The following is a 14,945-nucleotide window of genomic DNA, read 5'->3' on the forward strand; positions in this document are numbered from 1 at the left end:
TTCTGTCTATGTATTGTTTTTGGTTCAGTGATGACACTGAGCTGTCGTTGCGTTTTGCTTGAGCTAAAAGGTTACGCCAGCTTGGAAAATAACATTTGCGTATGGTGTGCATTCACCGGTGCGAATCACTGCACGGCTTTCATGCGTTCGCTGTTTGAATTCTTCATGAGTGATGTAAGTAATAGAAAGCGATTTGCCACAACGTGCTTCTTCTGTCTTGATTAAATCAATCAGCGCAGCGTGGTGCTCTGGGCTCACTTTCGCAAACTCTTCTGCAATCACAACGCCTTCAATTTGAGACTCATCCAGCATGGTTTTTACTGTCTGCTGAAAACTTGGAACACCGTGAGTCAAAGCAAGGTCTATGCGAGTCACATGATCCGGAATCGGCAACCCTGCATCACAAATCGTGATTTCATCTGTATGGCCAAGAGTCGCCACTAGGTAAGAGAGCTCAGAGTTTATTAAAGTACTTTTTTTCATATCACGACCTATCGAAAAATAACGTTTAATGGGTTGAGAACAACTCAAGAAAAAGCCATCGAAACGTTTCGATAGTGATAATAGTGTGTGATTTATCATTTGCACGTTTGATTGTTTTAGAGTGTGATAATGATCATCGAAACGTTTCGATGGGGCGTTTTTTGGTGATCTTAGTCACCGCCATTGATTGCATAAATCCTTTTACGTGGGTTCAATCGATAGCGCATATCCGAACTTACTAATGGTAATGATCTGGACGTTGGATGCTCTTAATCGCGCGAACACATTGCGTAGGTTATAGACTACGTTTGCAAGAACATGTGGTGACGAGAGTTGTCCGTCCCAACACACATCAACAATATGCTCTCTTGAAATCGGTCTTCCCACATTTTCCAATAACAAGCAGAGCACTGCTAATAGGCGAGGGCGCAAAGTGATTATATTTTTATTTATTTTTTTGTTTTCTGTGAGATTAACCTGCTTGCCAATTCGACGGGGTGTCGGATAACTCTAACAAGATTGTGCAGCATAGGAAGGCGTAACAATCTTGATTTGCACTAAGTAAGGTCAAGCAGTAATGAACAACAAATTTATTCTAAGTATCGCGATGATGTCAGCATTTGCAGCAAACAATGTAATGGCAGCAGACAGTGGATTCTACCTAGGCGGCGCAATCGGTACATCTGGTATTGATGATAGCGGGTTAACTGACACGATCAGTGAGCCTATTACTTTTAAAGCCGAAGACAATACTTACCGATTAATTGCTGGTTACAAATTTAACCGCATTGTTTCGGTTGAAGCTCAATACACAGATTTTGGTGATATAGCCCTGAAAACGAAATCTGGTAATAAGGTTTTCACTTGGACACCTCAAATCTTTTCGGTAACGGCGAACCTCGGTTACACGTTTGATAATGGCATTCGTCCATTTGGCACTATCGGTCTGTCGACTATTGATCTAGACATGAAGCTTGCTGATGGCTCTCGCCCGTCAGGAGATGGTTTTGATGATTCGGGAGATGGCATCCGTATGGGTGTTGGTGTTGAATACACGCCACCTACAATGTCTTCGTTGAGCTTTCGCTTAGCATACGAAGCCGATGCTTTTGATATCGAAGATTACGAAAACGGACACAAGACAGAAGATACTGTTGTTCTGGACTCTTTCTACTTAGGCGCAATGTACACATTCTAAGTTTCACACTTTGCTAAACGGTAAATCGGTTTCTAAATGGGGCGTCGGTTGGCTCAACCCGTTTAACTAAAGTGGAAGGCCGCAGTTTTTGACTGCGGCTTTTTTATGTTTAACTCTAGGCTTTACGAATATGAGCGGTGACAGACACGATGGCATGGTCGGTACTGAATTGGTCGTGTTCAAAACTAGGATTAATCAGGTGATGGTCTAACACTGTGTAGCTAGAGATCTCCATTAAGCTTGAAGAGTTCTGACAATCAAACTCGTTCGACATCAAAATGTAGTCCAGTACAGATCCAGAAGCGCCGTAGTAATGGGTTGGCTTTCGCTGTTCAAGCAAGTCTTCTTCATGCAGTTGATGGTAAAGATCCCAGCTGTCTTTCAAGCGAAAGTGGGATAGCCAATGCTTGCTGTTTTCGTCTCGGTTGATTGAGTAATTCAACAGCCCTTTAAACTCATCATTAAACAGTGGCTTATTAAAGTCACCCATCAACACAACAGGTTGCTCGGTTTGGTAGCGTTGGTTGGTGATGTATTGATGCAGCATCTGAGCTTCTAGACCGCGTTGGACACTTGATAGCCAAGAGCCAAGCTGTTCTTGGTGAAAACGAGTGAGCGTGTCACTTTGTGGTTTTGCACCTTGCTGAGTGTTGTCCGCATCGACAGATTCTGCTTTTGGCTCTGTCGGACGTTGTGATTTGAAGTGCACCACATAACAGTCGGTTGAACCTAAATGGGGTAACGTAATCGTCGCGTGAACAGGCGTTCTGTTGAATGAGAATTTGTCGTCAAGGTTGAATGCTTTCAGTAACTTCGAATCTGGCGTAACAGGCTGCACGTTTTCAATCGGGTAACGGGAAGCGATCCCAACGACTGGTGAGGTGTATAGGTAATCATCTTCAACGTTGGCGCTATCGACCACTGCAAAGTATGGATAACCTAGCTCGTTCATCAATAGCTCTAAAGATTGCGGGCTAAATATCTCTTGGAAGCCAATCACATCGCAATCTAATGAGCGAATCGCTTCAGCCATCCAATGTTGCTTCTTCTGCCATTCTTCGAAGCTGTAGATGTTCTCAAAATCATAATAAGCATTCGGTGGCTCGAGATAGTTCAGAAGGTTGAACGTTGCGAATGTTATTTGGTTTGGTTTGTTCAAAGTGTCATTCCATTTAGACCTAGGCTGCAAGGATACTCCAGTAAAAGTATAGTTTGTTGATTATTTAGAGCCTAAATTTCACTTTAGAAGCCAACCAAAGGAATCTTAGCCGTTGAGGCTTGTGTCATTCAGGCTAAGCAATCAAAGCTCACTGCATCCAATAACTTCGAGCGGTGACGAGTAATTTGTAAATAAACCGTCAGAGATAGAGTGCTGATGGTTTTATTAGTTATTACATGATGTTAGATTTGAACCTATACTTGATTTAACGGCATGCATTCAAAGCCGATAAATCAACTTGAATATAGAATTCATGACATTTGAAGGGAGAGTCAAATGGGAACAGTTTTTCGACGCAAAGCCTCGCAACGCACTCAGTTTTTAAGGTTTAATTTGAAGTCATGTGCAATCATGTTGCCGCTTATTGCTTTACAACCCTCCGTTACTTACGCTTCTGAAACCCAATCAACTCCTGCTGTCACCGTTATTGAAACCACACAACTGGTTGGTTTTGGTGAAGCAAAATATCCAGCCGATTTCACTCACTTCGATTACGTTAATCCTGATGCGCCAAAGCAGGGCAAAGTGACCTATGGCAGCATAGGTACGTACGATAGCTTTAATCGATTCGGTTCCCGCGGCGTTGCTGCAAGTTATACCGGAGAGATTTACGATACCTTGATGTTTTCTCCGAGTGACGAGATTGATGCGTACTATCCATTGATCGCTTTAAAGGTTCGCTACTCCAGTGATTTCACTTGGATGGAAATCGACATCAACCCAAATGCTAAATTCCAAGATGGCGAGCCTATCACTGCGCATGATGTTGCCTTTACTTTTGACAAGTTCTCAACCGAGGGCGTGCCTCAGTATCGTGTGTATTACAAAGAGATTAAGTCAGTAAAAGCGGTCTCTGATTTGGTTGTTCGTATTGAAATGAACAGTCCAAACCGCGAAAAACTGTTTAGCTTCGCGCAAAGCACTCGTGTATTGCCGAAACATTTCTGGAAAGACAGAAAGCTGTCTGAGCCTCTAAGTGAGCCACCAGTCGGTAGTGGTCCTTATAAGATCATCAGCTACAAATCAGGCCAAAGTGTTACCTATGGTCTAGATGAAAACTACTGGGCAGCAGACCTACCAGTTAACGTTGGCCGCAATAACTTCAAGCAGGTGCAATACGATTACTACCGTGACGACACGGTAATGTTGGAAGCGTTCAAAGCAGGGGAGTTCGATCTTCGAACCGAGAATTCGGCTAAGTTCTGGGCTAACTCTTATACGGGCGCGAACTTCGATAAAGGCTACATCATTAAAGAAGAGATTAACCACGAGAAGCCTGAAACGACTCAAGGTTTCGTCTTTAATATCCAATCTCCTGTGTTCTCTGATCCTAAAGTGCGTGAAGCGTTAACCTACGCGATGGACTTTGAGTGGATGAACAAGAACATGTTCTATGGTCAGTACAAGCGTACTCGTAGCTACTTCCAAAATACCAACTACGAAGCGAAAGGCTTACCAAGCGAAGCTGAAGTCGAGTTGTTGTCTCAATACAAAGATCAGATTCCACCGCGAGTTTTCACCGAAGAATTCCAACCACCCGTCACCGATGGTAGCGGTCGTATTCGTAGCCAAATGCGTACCGCTTTCAAATTGTTGAAAGAAGCGGGTTGGGTGCTGAAAGACAAAGTCATGACCAACGAAAAGACTGGCAAGCCGATGTCATTTGAGTTGTTGATTTACAGCCCAACCACGGAACGTATCGCAACGCCGGTTCAAAAGAACCTGAAACGCATGGGTATCGAGATGAAGATCCGTACCATTGATACGACTCAGTATATCAAGCGTCTTCGTGATCGTGACTTCGACATGGTGTCGTCTTCATTTTCCGCAAACCCTTATCCTAGCCCGAACTTAATGATTGTTTGGAACTCTAACTACATTGATTCTACTTACAATACTGCAGGTGTAATGGATCCAGTGGTTGACGCATTAACAGAAGAAATTGCGCGTAACCAACAGCATCCTGAAAAACTTCTTACGCTTGGTCGTTCGCTAGACCGTGTATTGCAGTGGAATTTCTACAACATCCCGCAATGGCACGTCGGTGAATACCGCGTAGCAATGTGGGATAAGTTTGAGCGTCCAGATGTATTGCCTAAATACGATTTAGGTATCGATACATGGTGGATTTCAGAAGAGAAGGCGGCTTTGCTTCCTGAAAAACGTCGCTAGGAGTTAGTTAGCATGGCCGCGTATATATTTCGACGTTTATTGTTGGTGATCCCCACGCTGTGGGCGATCATCACCATCAACTTTTTCATCATCCAGATTGCCCCTGGAGGCCCGGTAGAACAAGCCGTTGCTCAATTAGAAGGGCATAACTCTGGCATCATGGAGCGCTTTTCTGGTGGTGGACAAGAAGTTGATTTAAGCGAAAGTGACCAAGCGTCTGCCAGTGGCTATAAAGGCTCGCGCGGGCTTGATCCAGAAGTGGTTGAAGAGATCAAAAAGCAGTTTGGTTTTGATAAGCCGATTCATGTTCGCTACTTCGACATGTTGAAAAATTACGCGACCTTTAACTTTGGTGAAAGCCTGTTTAAGGGCGGTAACGTTATTGATTTAATCATCGAGCGTTTACCTGTCTCCATTTCCTTAGGGTTGTGGAGTACGTTAATCATCTATGTGATTTCGATACCCTTAGGCATTATGAAGGCGATACATCACGGCTCTCGCTTTGATATTTGGTCGAGCGCGGTGGTGATTGTCGGCTACGCGGTGCCGGGCTTCTTGTTTGCGATTATTCTGATTATCTTGTTTGCAAGCGGTAACTACTTCAGTTGGTTCCCATTGCGAGGGCTTGTGTCGAGTAACTTCGACCAGCTCAACTGGTATCAGCAAATTGGCGACTACTTCTGGCACTTGGCGTTGCCCATTTTCGCCATGGTTATCGGTGGATTCGCCACGCTCAGCATGCTGACCAAAAACTCCTTCCTTGATGAAATCAATAAGCAATATGTAGTGACTGCGAGAGCGAAAGGCTTGGACGAGAGCAGTATTCTTTATAAGCACGTTTTCCGTAACGCCATGCTGATCATTATTGCTGGTTTCCCGAGTGCATTTATTAGTATTTTCTTCACGGGTTCTATGTTGATTGAAGTGATGTTTTCACTCGAAGGAATTGGTCTGCTTGGCTTTGAATCAACCATTCAACGTGACTATCCCGTGGTGTTCAGCTCTCTCTATATCATGACCTTGCTTGGCTTGGTGCTGAGCATTATCTCCGACCTGACGTATACCTGGGTTGATCCTCGAATTGATTTTGAAGCGCGTTAATGGCGAACGAATAACAAGGTATTGATAATAAATGTTTAACAACCCTTTAGCTGAAGCTCGTTGGTTACGTTTTAAAGCAAACAAGCGTGGTTTTATCTCCCTTTGGATATTTACCATCTTGTTTGGCTTGAGCCTGTTCGCTGAGATCATTGCCAATGATAAACCACTCTTGGTTTCTTATGATAATCAGTGGTTTGTGCCTGTTATCAATGAATATGCCGAGACGGAGTTTGGTGGTGAGTTTGAAACCGAGGCCGACTACAAAGACCCGTATGTTATCGAGCTCATTGAAGACAACGGTTACATCGTGTGGCCAATCATTCCGTTTAGCTACGACACAATAAACTTCGATATTTCAGGCGCGGTGCCGTCGGAGCCTGATTCAGTGAACTGGTTAGGGACTGATGATAAGGGGCGAGATGTATTAGCTCGTATCATTTATGGCTTCCGTATTTCCGTTCTATTTGGTTTTATTCTGACCATTGTATCGAGCGTGATTGGTGTCGTGGTTGGCGCAACACAAGGCTACTACGGTGGCTGGGTTGATCTATTCGGACAACGCTTCATTGAAGTCTGGTCTGGTATGCCGACCCTGTTCTTGCTGATTATTTTGTCGAGTTTTATTGAGCCGAATTTCTGGTGGTTGCTCGGGATTATGGTGCTGTTTAGTTGGATGAGTTTAGTCGGCATCGTGCGAGCGGAATTTTTACGCTGCCGAAACTTCGATTATGTGCGAGCCGCGCAAGCCATGGGTGTTGATGACAAACGTATTATGCTTCGTCACATGTTACCTAACGCGATGGTTGCATCGTTAACCATGATGCCGTTTATTCTTTCAGGCTCGGTGACCACACTGACTTCGTTAGACTTCTTGGGCTTTGGTCTTCCTGCGGGTTCGCCTTCGTTAGGCGAGTTGTTGGCGCAAGGTAAAGCTAACTTACAAGCGCCTTGGCTTGGCATTTCTGCCTTCGTCGTGCTTTCACTGATGCTTACGTTACTGGTCTTCGTTGGTGAAGCGGTGCGTGATGCTTTCGACCCGCATCAACAGAAGTAAGGATAGGTTATGACTTCAAATACAACGCCTGCTTCTCCGGTTTTGACCATAGATAAACTGTCTGTCGGTTTCGGGCGAAAAAACTCGATAGAGCAAGTGACACAAGATGTCTCTTTAGAAATATACAAAGGTGAGACATTAGCGCTGGTGGGTGAGAGTGGTTCCGGAAAATCGGTCACGGCTAACTCGATTTTAAAGCTGTTACCAAAAGGCTCGTCTCATTACTTAAACGGTAAGATCAATTTCTCTGGCACCGATATTCTGAGTTGTTCTGAAAGACAGCTACGTGGGATTCGTGGTGGTCGTATTGGAATGATCTTCCAAGAGCCTATGGTTTCCCTAAATCCGCTTCATCGAATTGGAAAACAGCTTGTTGAAACCTTAACAATTCATCGTGGTATGCGAACCAACAAAGCACAAGCCTTGGCGATAGAGTGGCTTTCAAAGGTTGGCATTCGCTATCCTGAGCAAAAGATTTCAGCCTATCCGCACGAGCTATCTGGTGGAGAACGCCAGCGCGTGATGATCGCAATGGCATTGATCAACGAACCTGAGCTGCTTATCGCTGATGAGCCGACAACGGCTTTGGATGTATCGGTGCAAGCGCAGATCCTCGACCTTCTAAAAGACCTGCAGCAAGAGCTGGGTATGGCAATGCTTTTCATTACTCATGACTTGAGTATCGTTCGTAAGATTGCCGACAGAGTAGCAGTAATGAAAGATGGTCGCTTGGTCGAAAGTAACGACTGTCATACCCTGTTTAACGCGCCTGCTCACCCTTACACTCAAAAACTTATTAACTCTGATCCGAAAGGTTTGCCCGTTCCTGTGTCACCCGAAAGCAAACCGCTACTCGATGTAAATCAACTTCGTGTTTGGTTCCCGATCACGGGCGGTTTATTCAAGCGCACCATTTCTCATGTTAAAGCTGTGACCGACATGGAGTTCACTTTGAAGAAAGGGCACTCAGTCGGTTTGGTTGGCGAAAGTGGTTCTGGTAAATCGACGACCGGTATGGCGATACTTAAGCTGGTAGATAGTGAAGGGTCAATCACCTACTCGAGTGAACAGCTTCAAGGTTTAGATCGAAAACAGATGCTTCCGTTTAGAAGCCGTATGCAAGTAGTCTTTCAAGACCCGTTTTCTGCGCTAAACCCGAGAATGTCGGTCGCTCAGGTGATTGGCGAAGGTTTGTTAGTGCATCAACAATTGGATGAGCACGAACTCGACCAACGCATCTGTGACGTAATGAAAGAGGTTGACCTCGATCCTGAAACGCGTCACCGTTACCCAAATGAGTTTTCTGGCGGTCAAAGGCAGCGTATTGCGATTGCTCGTGCTTTGATTTTAAAGCCAGAGTTTATCCTGCTCGATGAACCAACATCGTCATTGGACAGAACCGTTCAAGCTCAAGTATTGGATTTGCTGAAGTCACTTCAAGAAAAGTATGGCCTGACCTATTTGTTTATCAGTCATGATCTGAATGTCGTGAAATCCTTGTGTCATTACACCATCGTCATGAAAGCTGGCGAGGTAATAGAGAAGGGCGACACTGAGACTTTGTTTGGTAATCCGCAGCATGAATATACTAAGCAGTTGGTGAGTCTTTCGAATGTTGGTGGTGTTTTATAACGCAGAGGGTTTGTTTAAAACAAATGGGCTCTGGTTGAATTCAACATGGTCATTTCGTTGTTTTAAGATTACACTGCGCCCAATATTTCAGAAGTACATATTTAGGTAGAGGTCACCATGGACCAAGAACATTACGAAGACGCTGATTACGAAGGCCAAGAGCTGGGCGAAGAAGGCGAAGAGATTGAAATTGAAGCAATTGGTATTGATGTTTCATCACAGCCAATCGAGCTCTACAAAGTGTTTAAAATTGCTAACCTAGTGAGTGGTGGCGGTGAAGCTAAGCACATCATCTCTGAAGGCTACGTAGCGGTAAATGGTGAGCTAGAAACCCGTAAGCGTCGTAAAATGTACGATGGCGACTTCTTTGAATTCAACCAAGAATACTATGTAGTGGTGTGTGATCAGCCAGTACAAGAAGAATCAGAAAAGCCGAAAAAGAAAGAAACGCCTAAAAAAGAGAACAAGGCGAAGAAAGGTCAGTCTAAAAAGGATTCTAAGAAGAAGGAATCTAAGAAAAGCAAAGCAGAAATGCTAAGCGCAAAGGCTGAACCAAAGAAAGAGAAAAAAGAGAAGAAACCGAAAAAGAAAGCGGATACGCCAAAGCCAACACGTGATGACAAAAGCGGCCGTAATTCGATTGAGTTCTTTTAAACTACAGTTCTAAACGACTGCTCTAAACTGCTTTTCTAAAACGAATCTTTTAAAACTATTCGTTTGAACATCAAGCAACGTTAGACCTAGGTTTTACGTTACGCAGATATCAAAAGGCTCACTAGTTAGTGAGCCTTTTTTGTATTTGTTTGCTAGCACAGCTAACGGCCAATAACGCTTATTCTCAGTGTCTTGTGTGAGAAGAAGTTAGCTCTGATGCACGTAACTGAGCAACGGCTTTCGCTAGTTCTAGCTGAGCTTGTGCAAAGTTAATGTCTATGTTGCCCTTGTTGATGTTCTCTAGAGCGGCATATTTCGCTTCTTCTGCGCGAGCGCGGTCAATGTCTTTACCATGCAAGGCCGTGTCGGCTAATAACGTAACCACATCCGGCTGAACTTCCAGCATCCCACCAGAGACATACAGCACTTGGCCTTCTGATTTAGGGTCTGTAACAAACACGGTTACGCCCGGTTTGATCTTACTGAGAAGCGGGGAGTGACCGGGGCGGATCCCCAGTTCACCGTCAGCGCCAGAAACGGCTAGGGCATACGCTGGACCTGAAAACAGCGTACCTTCCGCACTTACAATATTAAGTTGAAATGTATTATCTGTAATTCCGATAGCCATGGTGCACCTGCCTCTTAGAGTGATTTTGCTTTGTTAAGCACTTCGTCGATAGAGCCACAGTACAAGAACGCTTGCTCTGGGATATCGTCATATTCACCGCTCAATAGACCTTTAAAGCCTCTTAGTGTTTCGCTTAGCGGTACAAAGACACCTTTCTGACCGGTAAACACTTCGGCTACGTGGTAAGGCTGCGTTAAGAAACGTTCAATCTTACGAGCGCGAGATACGGTCTGTTTGTCTTCAGTAGACAGCTCATCCATACCAAGAATCGCGATGATGTCTTTTAGCTCTTTGTAGCGTTGCAGCGTTGTTTGTACTTTTTGTGCAATGTCGTAGTGCTCTTGGCCTACGATCAGCGGATCTAACTGACGTGACGTTGAATCTAACGGGTCAATCGCAGGGTATAGACCCAGTGCCGCGATGTTACGAGACAGTACAACGGTCGCATCTAAGTGAGCAAAGGTTGTTGCTGGCGATGGGTCAGTCAAGTCATCCGCAGGTACGTATACTGCTTGGATAGACGTGATAGAGCCTTGTTTTGTTGACGTGATACGCTCTTGAAGTACGCCCATCTCTTCAGCCAGTGTTGGTTGGTAACCTACTGCTGAAGGCATACGACCTAGCAGAGCTGATACTTCTGTTCCCGCAAGCGTGTAACGGTAAATGTTATCAATGAACAACAGTACGTCACGACCTTCATCACGGAAGCGCTCAGCCATAGTTAGGCCTGTAAGTGCTACACGTAGACGGTTTCCCGGTGGCTCGTTCATTTGACCGTAAACCATGGCTACTTTGTCTAGTACACCCGCTTCTTTCATCTCGTAGTAGAAGTCGTTACCTTCACGAGTACGCTCACCTACACCGGTAAATACAGAAAGACCTGAGTGGGCTTTGGCGATGTTGTTGATAAGCTCCATCATGTTGACGGTTTTACCTACACCAGCACCACCGAACAGACCAATTTTACCACCCTTAGCGAATGGACAGATAAGGTCGATAACCTTAACGCCTGTTTCTAGAAGCTCAGTGCTGTTTGCTTGTTCTTCATAAGAAGGGGCTTCACGGTGAATCTCGTAGTTTTCTTTCTGACCGATTTCACCACACTCATCGATAGGTTGACCAAGCACGTTCATGATACGGCCTAGCGTTTCTTCGCCGACAGGAACCGTGATTGGAGAGCCTGTGTTTTCAACCGTTAGGCCACGACGTAAGCCATCTGACGTACCCATTGCAATACAACGAACGATATTGCTACCCAGTTGTTGTTGTACTTCCAATACTAACGAGCTTGCTTCGTCGCTAGTCACTTTCAATGCATCATAAACGCGTGGGCTGTTGCCGCCGCTGAACTCGACGTCTACCACCGCGCCGATTACTTTAACTATTTTTCCAACACTCATTCTTAAATCCTCAAATTCTGTTCTTGACCCAGTCTTTTCTAGCCCTAGACAGCTTGGGCACCTGAGACTATTTCACTCAGCTCTTGGGTAATGGCAGCCTGACGCGCCTTGTTGTAGACCAACTGCAAGTCATCAATGAGTTGGCCTGCGTTATCAGTCGCCGCTTTCATAGCGACCATTCGGGCTGCTTGCTCACAGGCAATGCTCTCAACAATGCCTTGATACACTTGCGATTCGATGTATCGATGTAACAGTTCTGAGAGTATGTCTTTGGGTGCTTGCTCATAGATGTAGTCCCAACGACGCGCTTTTTTAGGCTCACCACCTTCCTCAGAATCCGAAGGGTGGGGGAGCAACTGCAAGGTCGTTGGCGCTTGAACCATGGTGTTGACGAACTGGTTGTAAACGAGATACAAGCTATCGATTTTACCTTCGTCGTAATGCCCGAGCATCGCATTCACCGTACCTAAGATGTCTTCTAACTTAGGTGTATCGCCAAGACCTGACGTTTGTGCAATAACGTTGCCGCCGCGTTGGAAGAACGAGATAGCCTTAGATCCCACTAAGGTTGTTTCTACCTCGACTCCCTTGGTGCGCCATTGCTCCATTACTTCTAACACTTTCTTGAACAAGTTTGAGTTCAAGCCACCACACAAGCCGCGATCGGACGAGATAATGATGTAAGCGACACGCTTAGGTTCACGCTGTTGCAGGTAAGGGTGCTGGTACTCCAGGGAACCCGATGCAACATGAGAGATAACTTTTCGCATGTTCTCGGCGTAGGGGCGAGTTAGCGTCATGTTGTCTTGAACCTTGCGCATCTTACTTGCTGCAACCATTTCCATTGCGCTAGTGATTTTCTGAGTGTTACTAACACTGGCTATCTTGGTGCGAATTTCTTTAGTACTTGCCATAATCTGCTCCTATTTGTTTTGATTTCCAGCTAACAAACCGGAGCACTTACCAAGCTTTCATCCCAACAAAACCTTCTAGGATCTCTTTAAGAGCACCGTCGATTTCGTCATTGTAATCGCCTGTCGCGTTGATTTTTTCGAACAACGCAGGGTTCTGACCTTTGGCATAAGCAATCAGCTCTTCTTCAAAACGGGCAATGTTGTTTAGCTCAACACCGACCAAGTAGCCTTTCTCTGCTGCGTAGATAACCGTTGCTTGCTCAGCGACTGACATTGGAGAGTATTGTTTTTGCTTCATTAATTCGGTAACACGCTCACCATGGTCTAGCTGTTTGCGCGTCATCTCATCTAAGTCAGAAGAGAACTGAGCAAAGGCCGCCAGCTCGCGATATTGAGCTAATGAAGTACGGATACCACCAGACAGTTTCTTGATGATCTTGCATTGCGCCGCACCACCCACACGAGATACCGAGATACCTGGGTCTACTGCAGGACGTAAGCCTGAGTTAAACAGTTGGGTTTGAAGGAAAACCTGACCATCAGTGATTGAGATTACGTTGGTTGGTACAAACGCTGATACATCACCCGCCTGAGTTTCAATAATAGGAAGCGCCGTTAATGAGCCTGTTTGGCCTTTCACTTCACCGTTAGTGAACTTCTCTACATACTCTGCATTCACTCGTGCTGCACGTTCTAGTAGGCGTGAGTGAAGGTAGAATACGTCGCCAGGGAAGGCTTCACGACCCGGTGGGCGTTTCAATAGCAATGAGATTTGACGGTAAGCAACGGCTTGTTTTGATAGGTCATCATAGATGATCAGCGCATCTTCACCGCGGTCACGGAAGTATTCACCCATGGTGCAACCCGCATAAGGGGCTAGGTATTGAAGCGCTGCAGACTCTGATGCTGACGCCACAACGACGATGGTGTTTTTAAGCGCATCGTGGTCTTCGAGTTTACGAACCACGTTAGCGATAGTGGAGGCTTTTTGGCCAATCGCCACATACACACATTTGATGCCAGAATCTTTCTGATTGATGATCGCATCGATAGCTAACGCTGTTTTACCCGTCTGACGGTCACCGATGATAAGTTCACGTTGACCACGGCCGATCGGCACCATGGTATCAACCGCTTTATAACCAGTTTGAATAGGTTGATCAACAGACTTACGTTCGATTACACCGGGCGCAATCACTTCTACAGGGTCGAGTCGGTCACAACTCACTGGGCCTTTGCCATCGATTGGCTCGCCTAATGTGTTCACAACACGGCCAAGAAGTCCGTTACCTACAGGTACTTCTAAGATACGACCTGTACCTTTCACTTTCATACCTTCAGAGAGGTCAGTGTAGGGGCCCATAACCACCGCACCTACTGAGTGGGTATCGAGGTTAAGTGCGAGTGCGTATTTGCCACCTGGTAGCTCAATCATCTCGCCTTGCATAACATCAGCAAGGCCATTGATTGTGATGATGCCATCACGAACCGATACGATAGTGCCTTCATTGCGAGCCTCGGTGCTCACATTAAATTTCGAGATGCGTTCTTTGATTAGATCGCTGATTTCATTTGAATTTAATTGCATAATTGTTACCTATCTCGCGTGAAGTTGATGAGCCAATCGGTCAATTGATGTGTTTAAAGAACCATCGATAACGGTTTCACCCGCTTTGATGACCATTCCACCCACTAACGTGTCATCAATAACCTGCTTCATTTCAACCTGACGCTCTAATTTCTTCTCAAGTGCAGCTGTTAGTGACGTAACTTGATCCTGTGTCAGCATTTCTGAACTGGTGACAGTGACAGGCACTACACGTTCATGTTCGTCCTTTAGCTCGCAGTACAATTCAAACAGGTCTCTTACAACAGAAAGGCGGCCGTTCTCGGCCAAGACTCGAATAAGATTAATGACGTGGTCATCAACGAGTCCTTGGCAAATATGAATGATGAGGTTTGCCAGCTCTTCTGTTTGGTGTGTAGAAGCACCTTCTGCTGAAGAAATCTGACTAGCGATCGTTTCTTCTTCCGCGACAGCCACAAGAATGGACAGCATTGAGTGCCACTCTTGTAACTGGTTTTCACCTAAAGCAAATTCAAACGATGCTTTGGCGTAGGGATGAGCAATATTGGTGTAATCTGACATATTGCCTCTCCTTAGAGTTCGCTAATCATTTGGTCAACTAGCGCTCGGTTCGTTGCGGAATCTAGGTTTTTGCTAATCAGTTTCTGTGCACTTTGAATTACTGCGTCTGCCATATCTGCCTGAAGTTCACGGCGTATCTTTTGGCGTTCGCCTTCTAGCTCAGCTCTACCTTGTTCTAAGATGCGTGCCTTTTCTTGCTCGGCTTCTTGTTGCGCTAAGCTGATGATTTCATTGCGGCGTTTTCGGCCCTGTTCAACCAGTTCAGTCACATCTTTTCTTGCATCTTCGATGAGTTGCGCGCCATTTGATTTTGCTAGTTCTAGCGGCTTTGTTGCGTAATT

Annotated in this window: 15 protein-coding genes; 6 read left to right on the forward strand and 9 right to left on the reverse strand. The window is 45.3% G+C overall.

What is annotated here, in order from left to right; genetic code table 11:
* Positions 1-63: 63 nt before the first annotated feature.
* Complete coding sequence (gene rbsD, locus AB4384_RS18970) at positions 64-483, reverse strand: D-ribose pyranase (protein WP_017060853.1); 420 nt, start codon at positions 481-483, stop codon at positions 64-66.
* A 201-nt stretch (positions 484-684) separates the two neighbouring features.
* A complete protein-coding gene (locus tag AB4384_RS18975) occupies positions 685-972 on the reverse strand; it encodes a transcriptional regulator (protein WP_372129966.1) in 288 nt (95 codons plus the stop codon).
* Between the two features lie 88 nt (positions 973-1,060).
* Between AB4384_RS18975 and AB4384_RS18980 the strand changes: the two genes are divergently transcribed.
* Positions 1,061-1,681: a porin family protein gene (locus AB4384_RS18980; RefSeq protein ID WP_372129960.1), complete on the forward strand. Its 621-nt coding sequence runs from the start codon at positions 1,061-1,063 to the stop codon at positions 1,679-1,681.
* Between the two features lie 115 nt (positions 1,682-1,796).
* Here AB4384_RS18980 and AB4384_RS18985 read toward each other — a convergent pair whose 3' ends face one another.
* Entirely contained in the window at positions 1,797-2,840 is a 1,044-nt protein-coding gene (locus tag AB4384_RS18985; protein ID WP_372129961.1) for an endonuclease/exonuclease/phosphatase family protein, read from the reverse strand.
* 336 nt (positions 2,841-3,176) lie between these two features.
* Between AB4384_RS18985 and AB4384_RS18990 the strand changes: the two genes are divergently transcribed.
* The 5 genes from AB4384_RS18990 to AB4384_RS19010 all read left to right on the forward strand — a co-directional run bounded on the left by AB4384_RS18990 (position 3,177) and on the right by AB4384_RS19010 (position 9,513).
* Positions 3,177-5,072 (forward strand): extracellular solute-binding protein, encoded by a 1,896-nt coding sequence (locus tag AB4384_RS18990; RefSeq protein WP_372129962.1) that lies wholly within the window; start codon positions 3,177-3,179, stop codon positions 5,070-5,072.
* Between the two features lie 12 nt (positions 5,073-5,084).
* Positions 5,085-6,173 (forward strand): microcin C ABC transporter permease YejB, encoded by a 1,089-nt coding sequence (locus AB4384_RS18995; protein WP_004730359.1) that lies wholly within the window; start codon positions 5,085-5,087, stop codon positions 6,171-6,173.
* Between the two features lie 31 nt (positions 6,174-6,204).
* Complete coding sequence (locus AB4384_RS19000) at positions 6,205-7,227, forward strand: ABC transporter permease (RefSeq protein ID WP_017060847.1); 1,023 nt, start codon at positions 6,205-6,207, stop codon at positions 7,225-7,227.
* A gap of 9 nt (positions 7,228-7,236) precedes the next feature.
* Positions 7,237-8,859: a microcin C ABC transporter ATP-binding protein YejF gene (gene yejF / locus AB4384_RS19005; RefSeq protein ID WP_372129963.1), complete on the forward strand. Its 1,623-nt coding sequence runs from the start codon at positions 7,237-7,239 to the stop codon at positions 8,857-8,859.
* A 117-nt stretch (positions 8,860-8,976) separates the two neighbouring features.
* Entirely contained in the window at positions 8,977-9,513 is a 537-nt protein-coding gene (locus tag AB4384_RS19010; RefSeq protein ID WP_017064730.1) for an RNA-binding S4 domain-containing protein, read from the forward strand.
* A 184-nt stretch (positions 9,514-9,697) separates the two neighbouring features.
* On the opposite strand, the gene AB4384_RS19015 is transcribed toward AB4384_RS19010, so the two are convergent.
* The 6 genes from AB4384_RS19015 to atpF all read right to left on the reverse strand — a co-directional run.
* The gene (locus AB4384_RS19015; protein WP_017060844.1) at positions 9,698-10,141 is read right to left on the reverse strand and encodes a F0F1 ATP synthase subunit epsilon; all 444 of its coding nucleotides are present in this window, start codon (positions 10,139-10,141) and stop codon (positions 9,698-9,700) included.
* Positions 10,142-10,155: 14 nt separating this feature from the next.
* Entirely contained in the window at positions 10,156-11,541 is a 1,386-nt protein-coding gene (gene atpD / locus AB4384_RS19020) for a F0F1 ATP synthase subunit beta (RefSeq protein WP_017060843.1), read from the reverse strand.
* Between the two features lie 44 nt (positions 11,542-11,585).
* Positions 11,586-12,455 (reverse strand): F0F1 ATP synthase subunit gamma, encoded by an 870-nt coding sequence (gene atpG / locus AB4384_RS19025; RefSeq protein ID WP_372129964.1) that lies wholly within the window; start codon positions 12,453-12,455, stop codon positions 11,586-11,588.
* A gap of 46 nt (positions 12,456-12,501) precedes the next feature.
* Positions 12,502-14,043, reverse strand: a complete 1,542-nt coding sequence (atpA, locus tag AB4384_RS19030) for a F0F1 ATP synthase subunit alpha (RefSeq protein WP_017060841.1) — start codon at positions 14,041-14,043, stop codon at positions 12,502-12,504.
* 9 nt (positions 14,044-14,052) lie between these two features.
* On the reverse strand, positions 14,053-14,604 hold the full coding sequence (locus tag AB4384_RS19035; protein WP_017060840.1) for a F0F1 ATP synthase subunit delta: 552 nt from the start codon (positions 14,602-14,604) through the stop codon (positions 14,053-14,055).
* A gap of 11 nt (positions 14,605-14,615) precedes the next feature.
* A partial coding sequence (atpF, locus tag AB4384_RS19040) for a F0F1 ATP synthase subunit B (RefSeq protein ID WP_372129965.1) occupies positions 14,616-14,945 on the reverse strand: 330 nt, incomplete at its 5' end.

Source organism: Vibrio sp. 10N.261.51.A4 (assembly GCF_041471945.1).
Classification (GTDB): Bacteria; Pseudomonadota; Gammaproteobacteria; order Enterobacterales; family Vibrionaceae; genus Vibrio; species Vibrio crassostreae_C.

What these genes read in the sequence shown, in the direction of transcription:
- atpG (WP_372129964.1), bottom strand. Translation starts at nt 12,455, where the DNA reads ATGGCAAGTACTAAAGAAATTCGCACCAAGATAGCCAGTGTTAGTAAC.
- atpA (WP_017060841.1), bottom strand. Translation starts at nt 14,043, where the DNA reads ATGCAATTAAATTCAAATGAAATCAGCGATCTAATCAAAGAACGCATC.
- AB4384_RS19010 (WP_017064730.1), top strand. Translation starts at nt 8,977, where the DNA reads ATGGACCAAGAACATTACGAAGACGCTGATTACGAAGGCCAAGAGCTG.
- AB4384_RS18990 (WP_372129962.1), top strand. Translation starts at nt 3,177, where the DNA reads ATGGGAACAGTTTTTCGACGCAAAGCCTCGCAACGCACTCAGTTTTTA.
- atpD (WP_017060843.1), bottom strand. Translation starts at nt 11,541, where the DNA reads ATGAGTGTTGGAAAAATAGTTAAAGTAATCGGCGCGGTGGTAGACGTC.
- AB4384_RS18995 (WP_004730359.1), top strand. Translation starts at nt 5,085, where the DNA reads ATGGCCGCGTATATATTTCGACGTTTATTGTTGGTGATCCCCACGCTG.
- rbsD (WP_017060853.1), bottom strand. Translation starts at nt 483, where the DNA reads ATGAAAAAAAGTACTTTAATAAACTCTGAGCTCTCTTACCTAGTGGCG.
- AB4384_RS19000 (WP_017060847.1), top strand. Translation starts at nt 6,205, where the DNA reads ATGTTTAACAACCCTTTAGCTGAAGCTCGTTGGTTACGTTTTAAAGCA.
- AB4384_RS19035 (WP_017060840.1), bottom strand. Translation starts at nt 14,604, where the DNA reads ATGTCAGATTACACCAATATTGCTCATCCCTACGCCAAAGCATCGTTT.
- AB4384_RS19015 (WP_017060844.1), bottom strand. Translation starts at nt 10,141, where the DNA reads ATGGCTATCGGAATTACAGATAATACATTTCAACTTAATATTGTAAGT.
- AB4384_RS18980 (WP_372129960.1), top strand. Translation starts at nt 1,061, where the DNA reads ATGAACAACAAATTTATTCTAAGTATCGCGATGATGTCAGCATTTGCA.
- yejF (WP_372129963.1), top strand. Translation starts at nt 7,237, where the DNA reads ATGACTTCAAATACAACGCCTGCTTCTCCGGTTTTGACCATAGATAAA.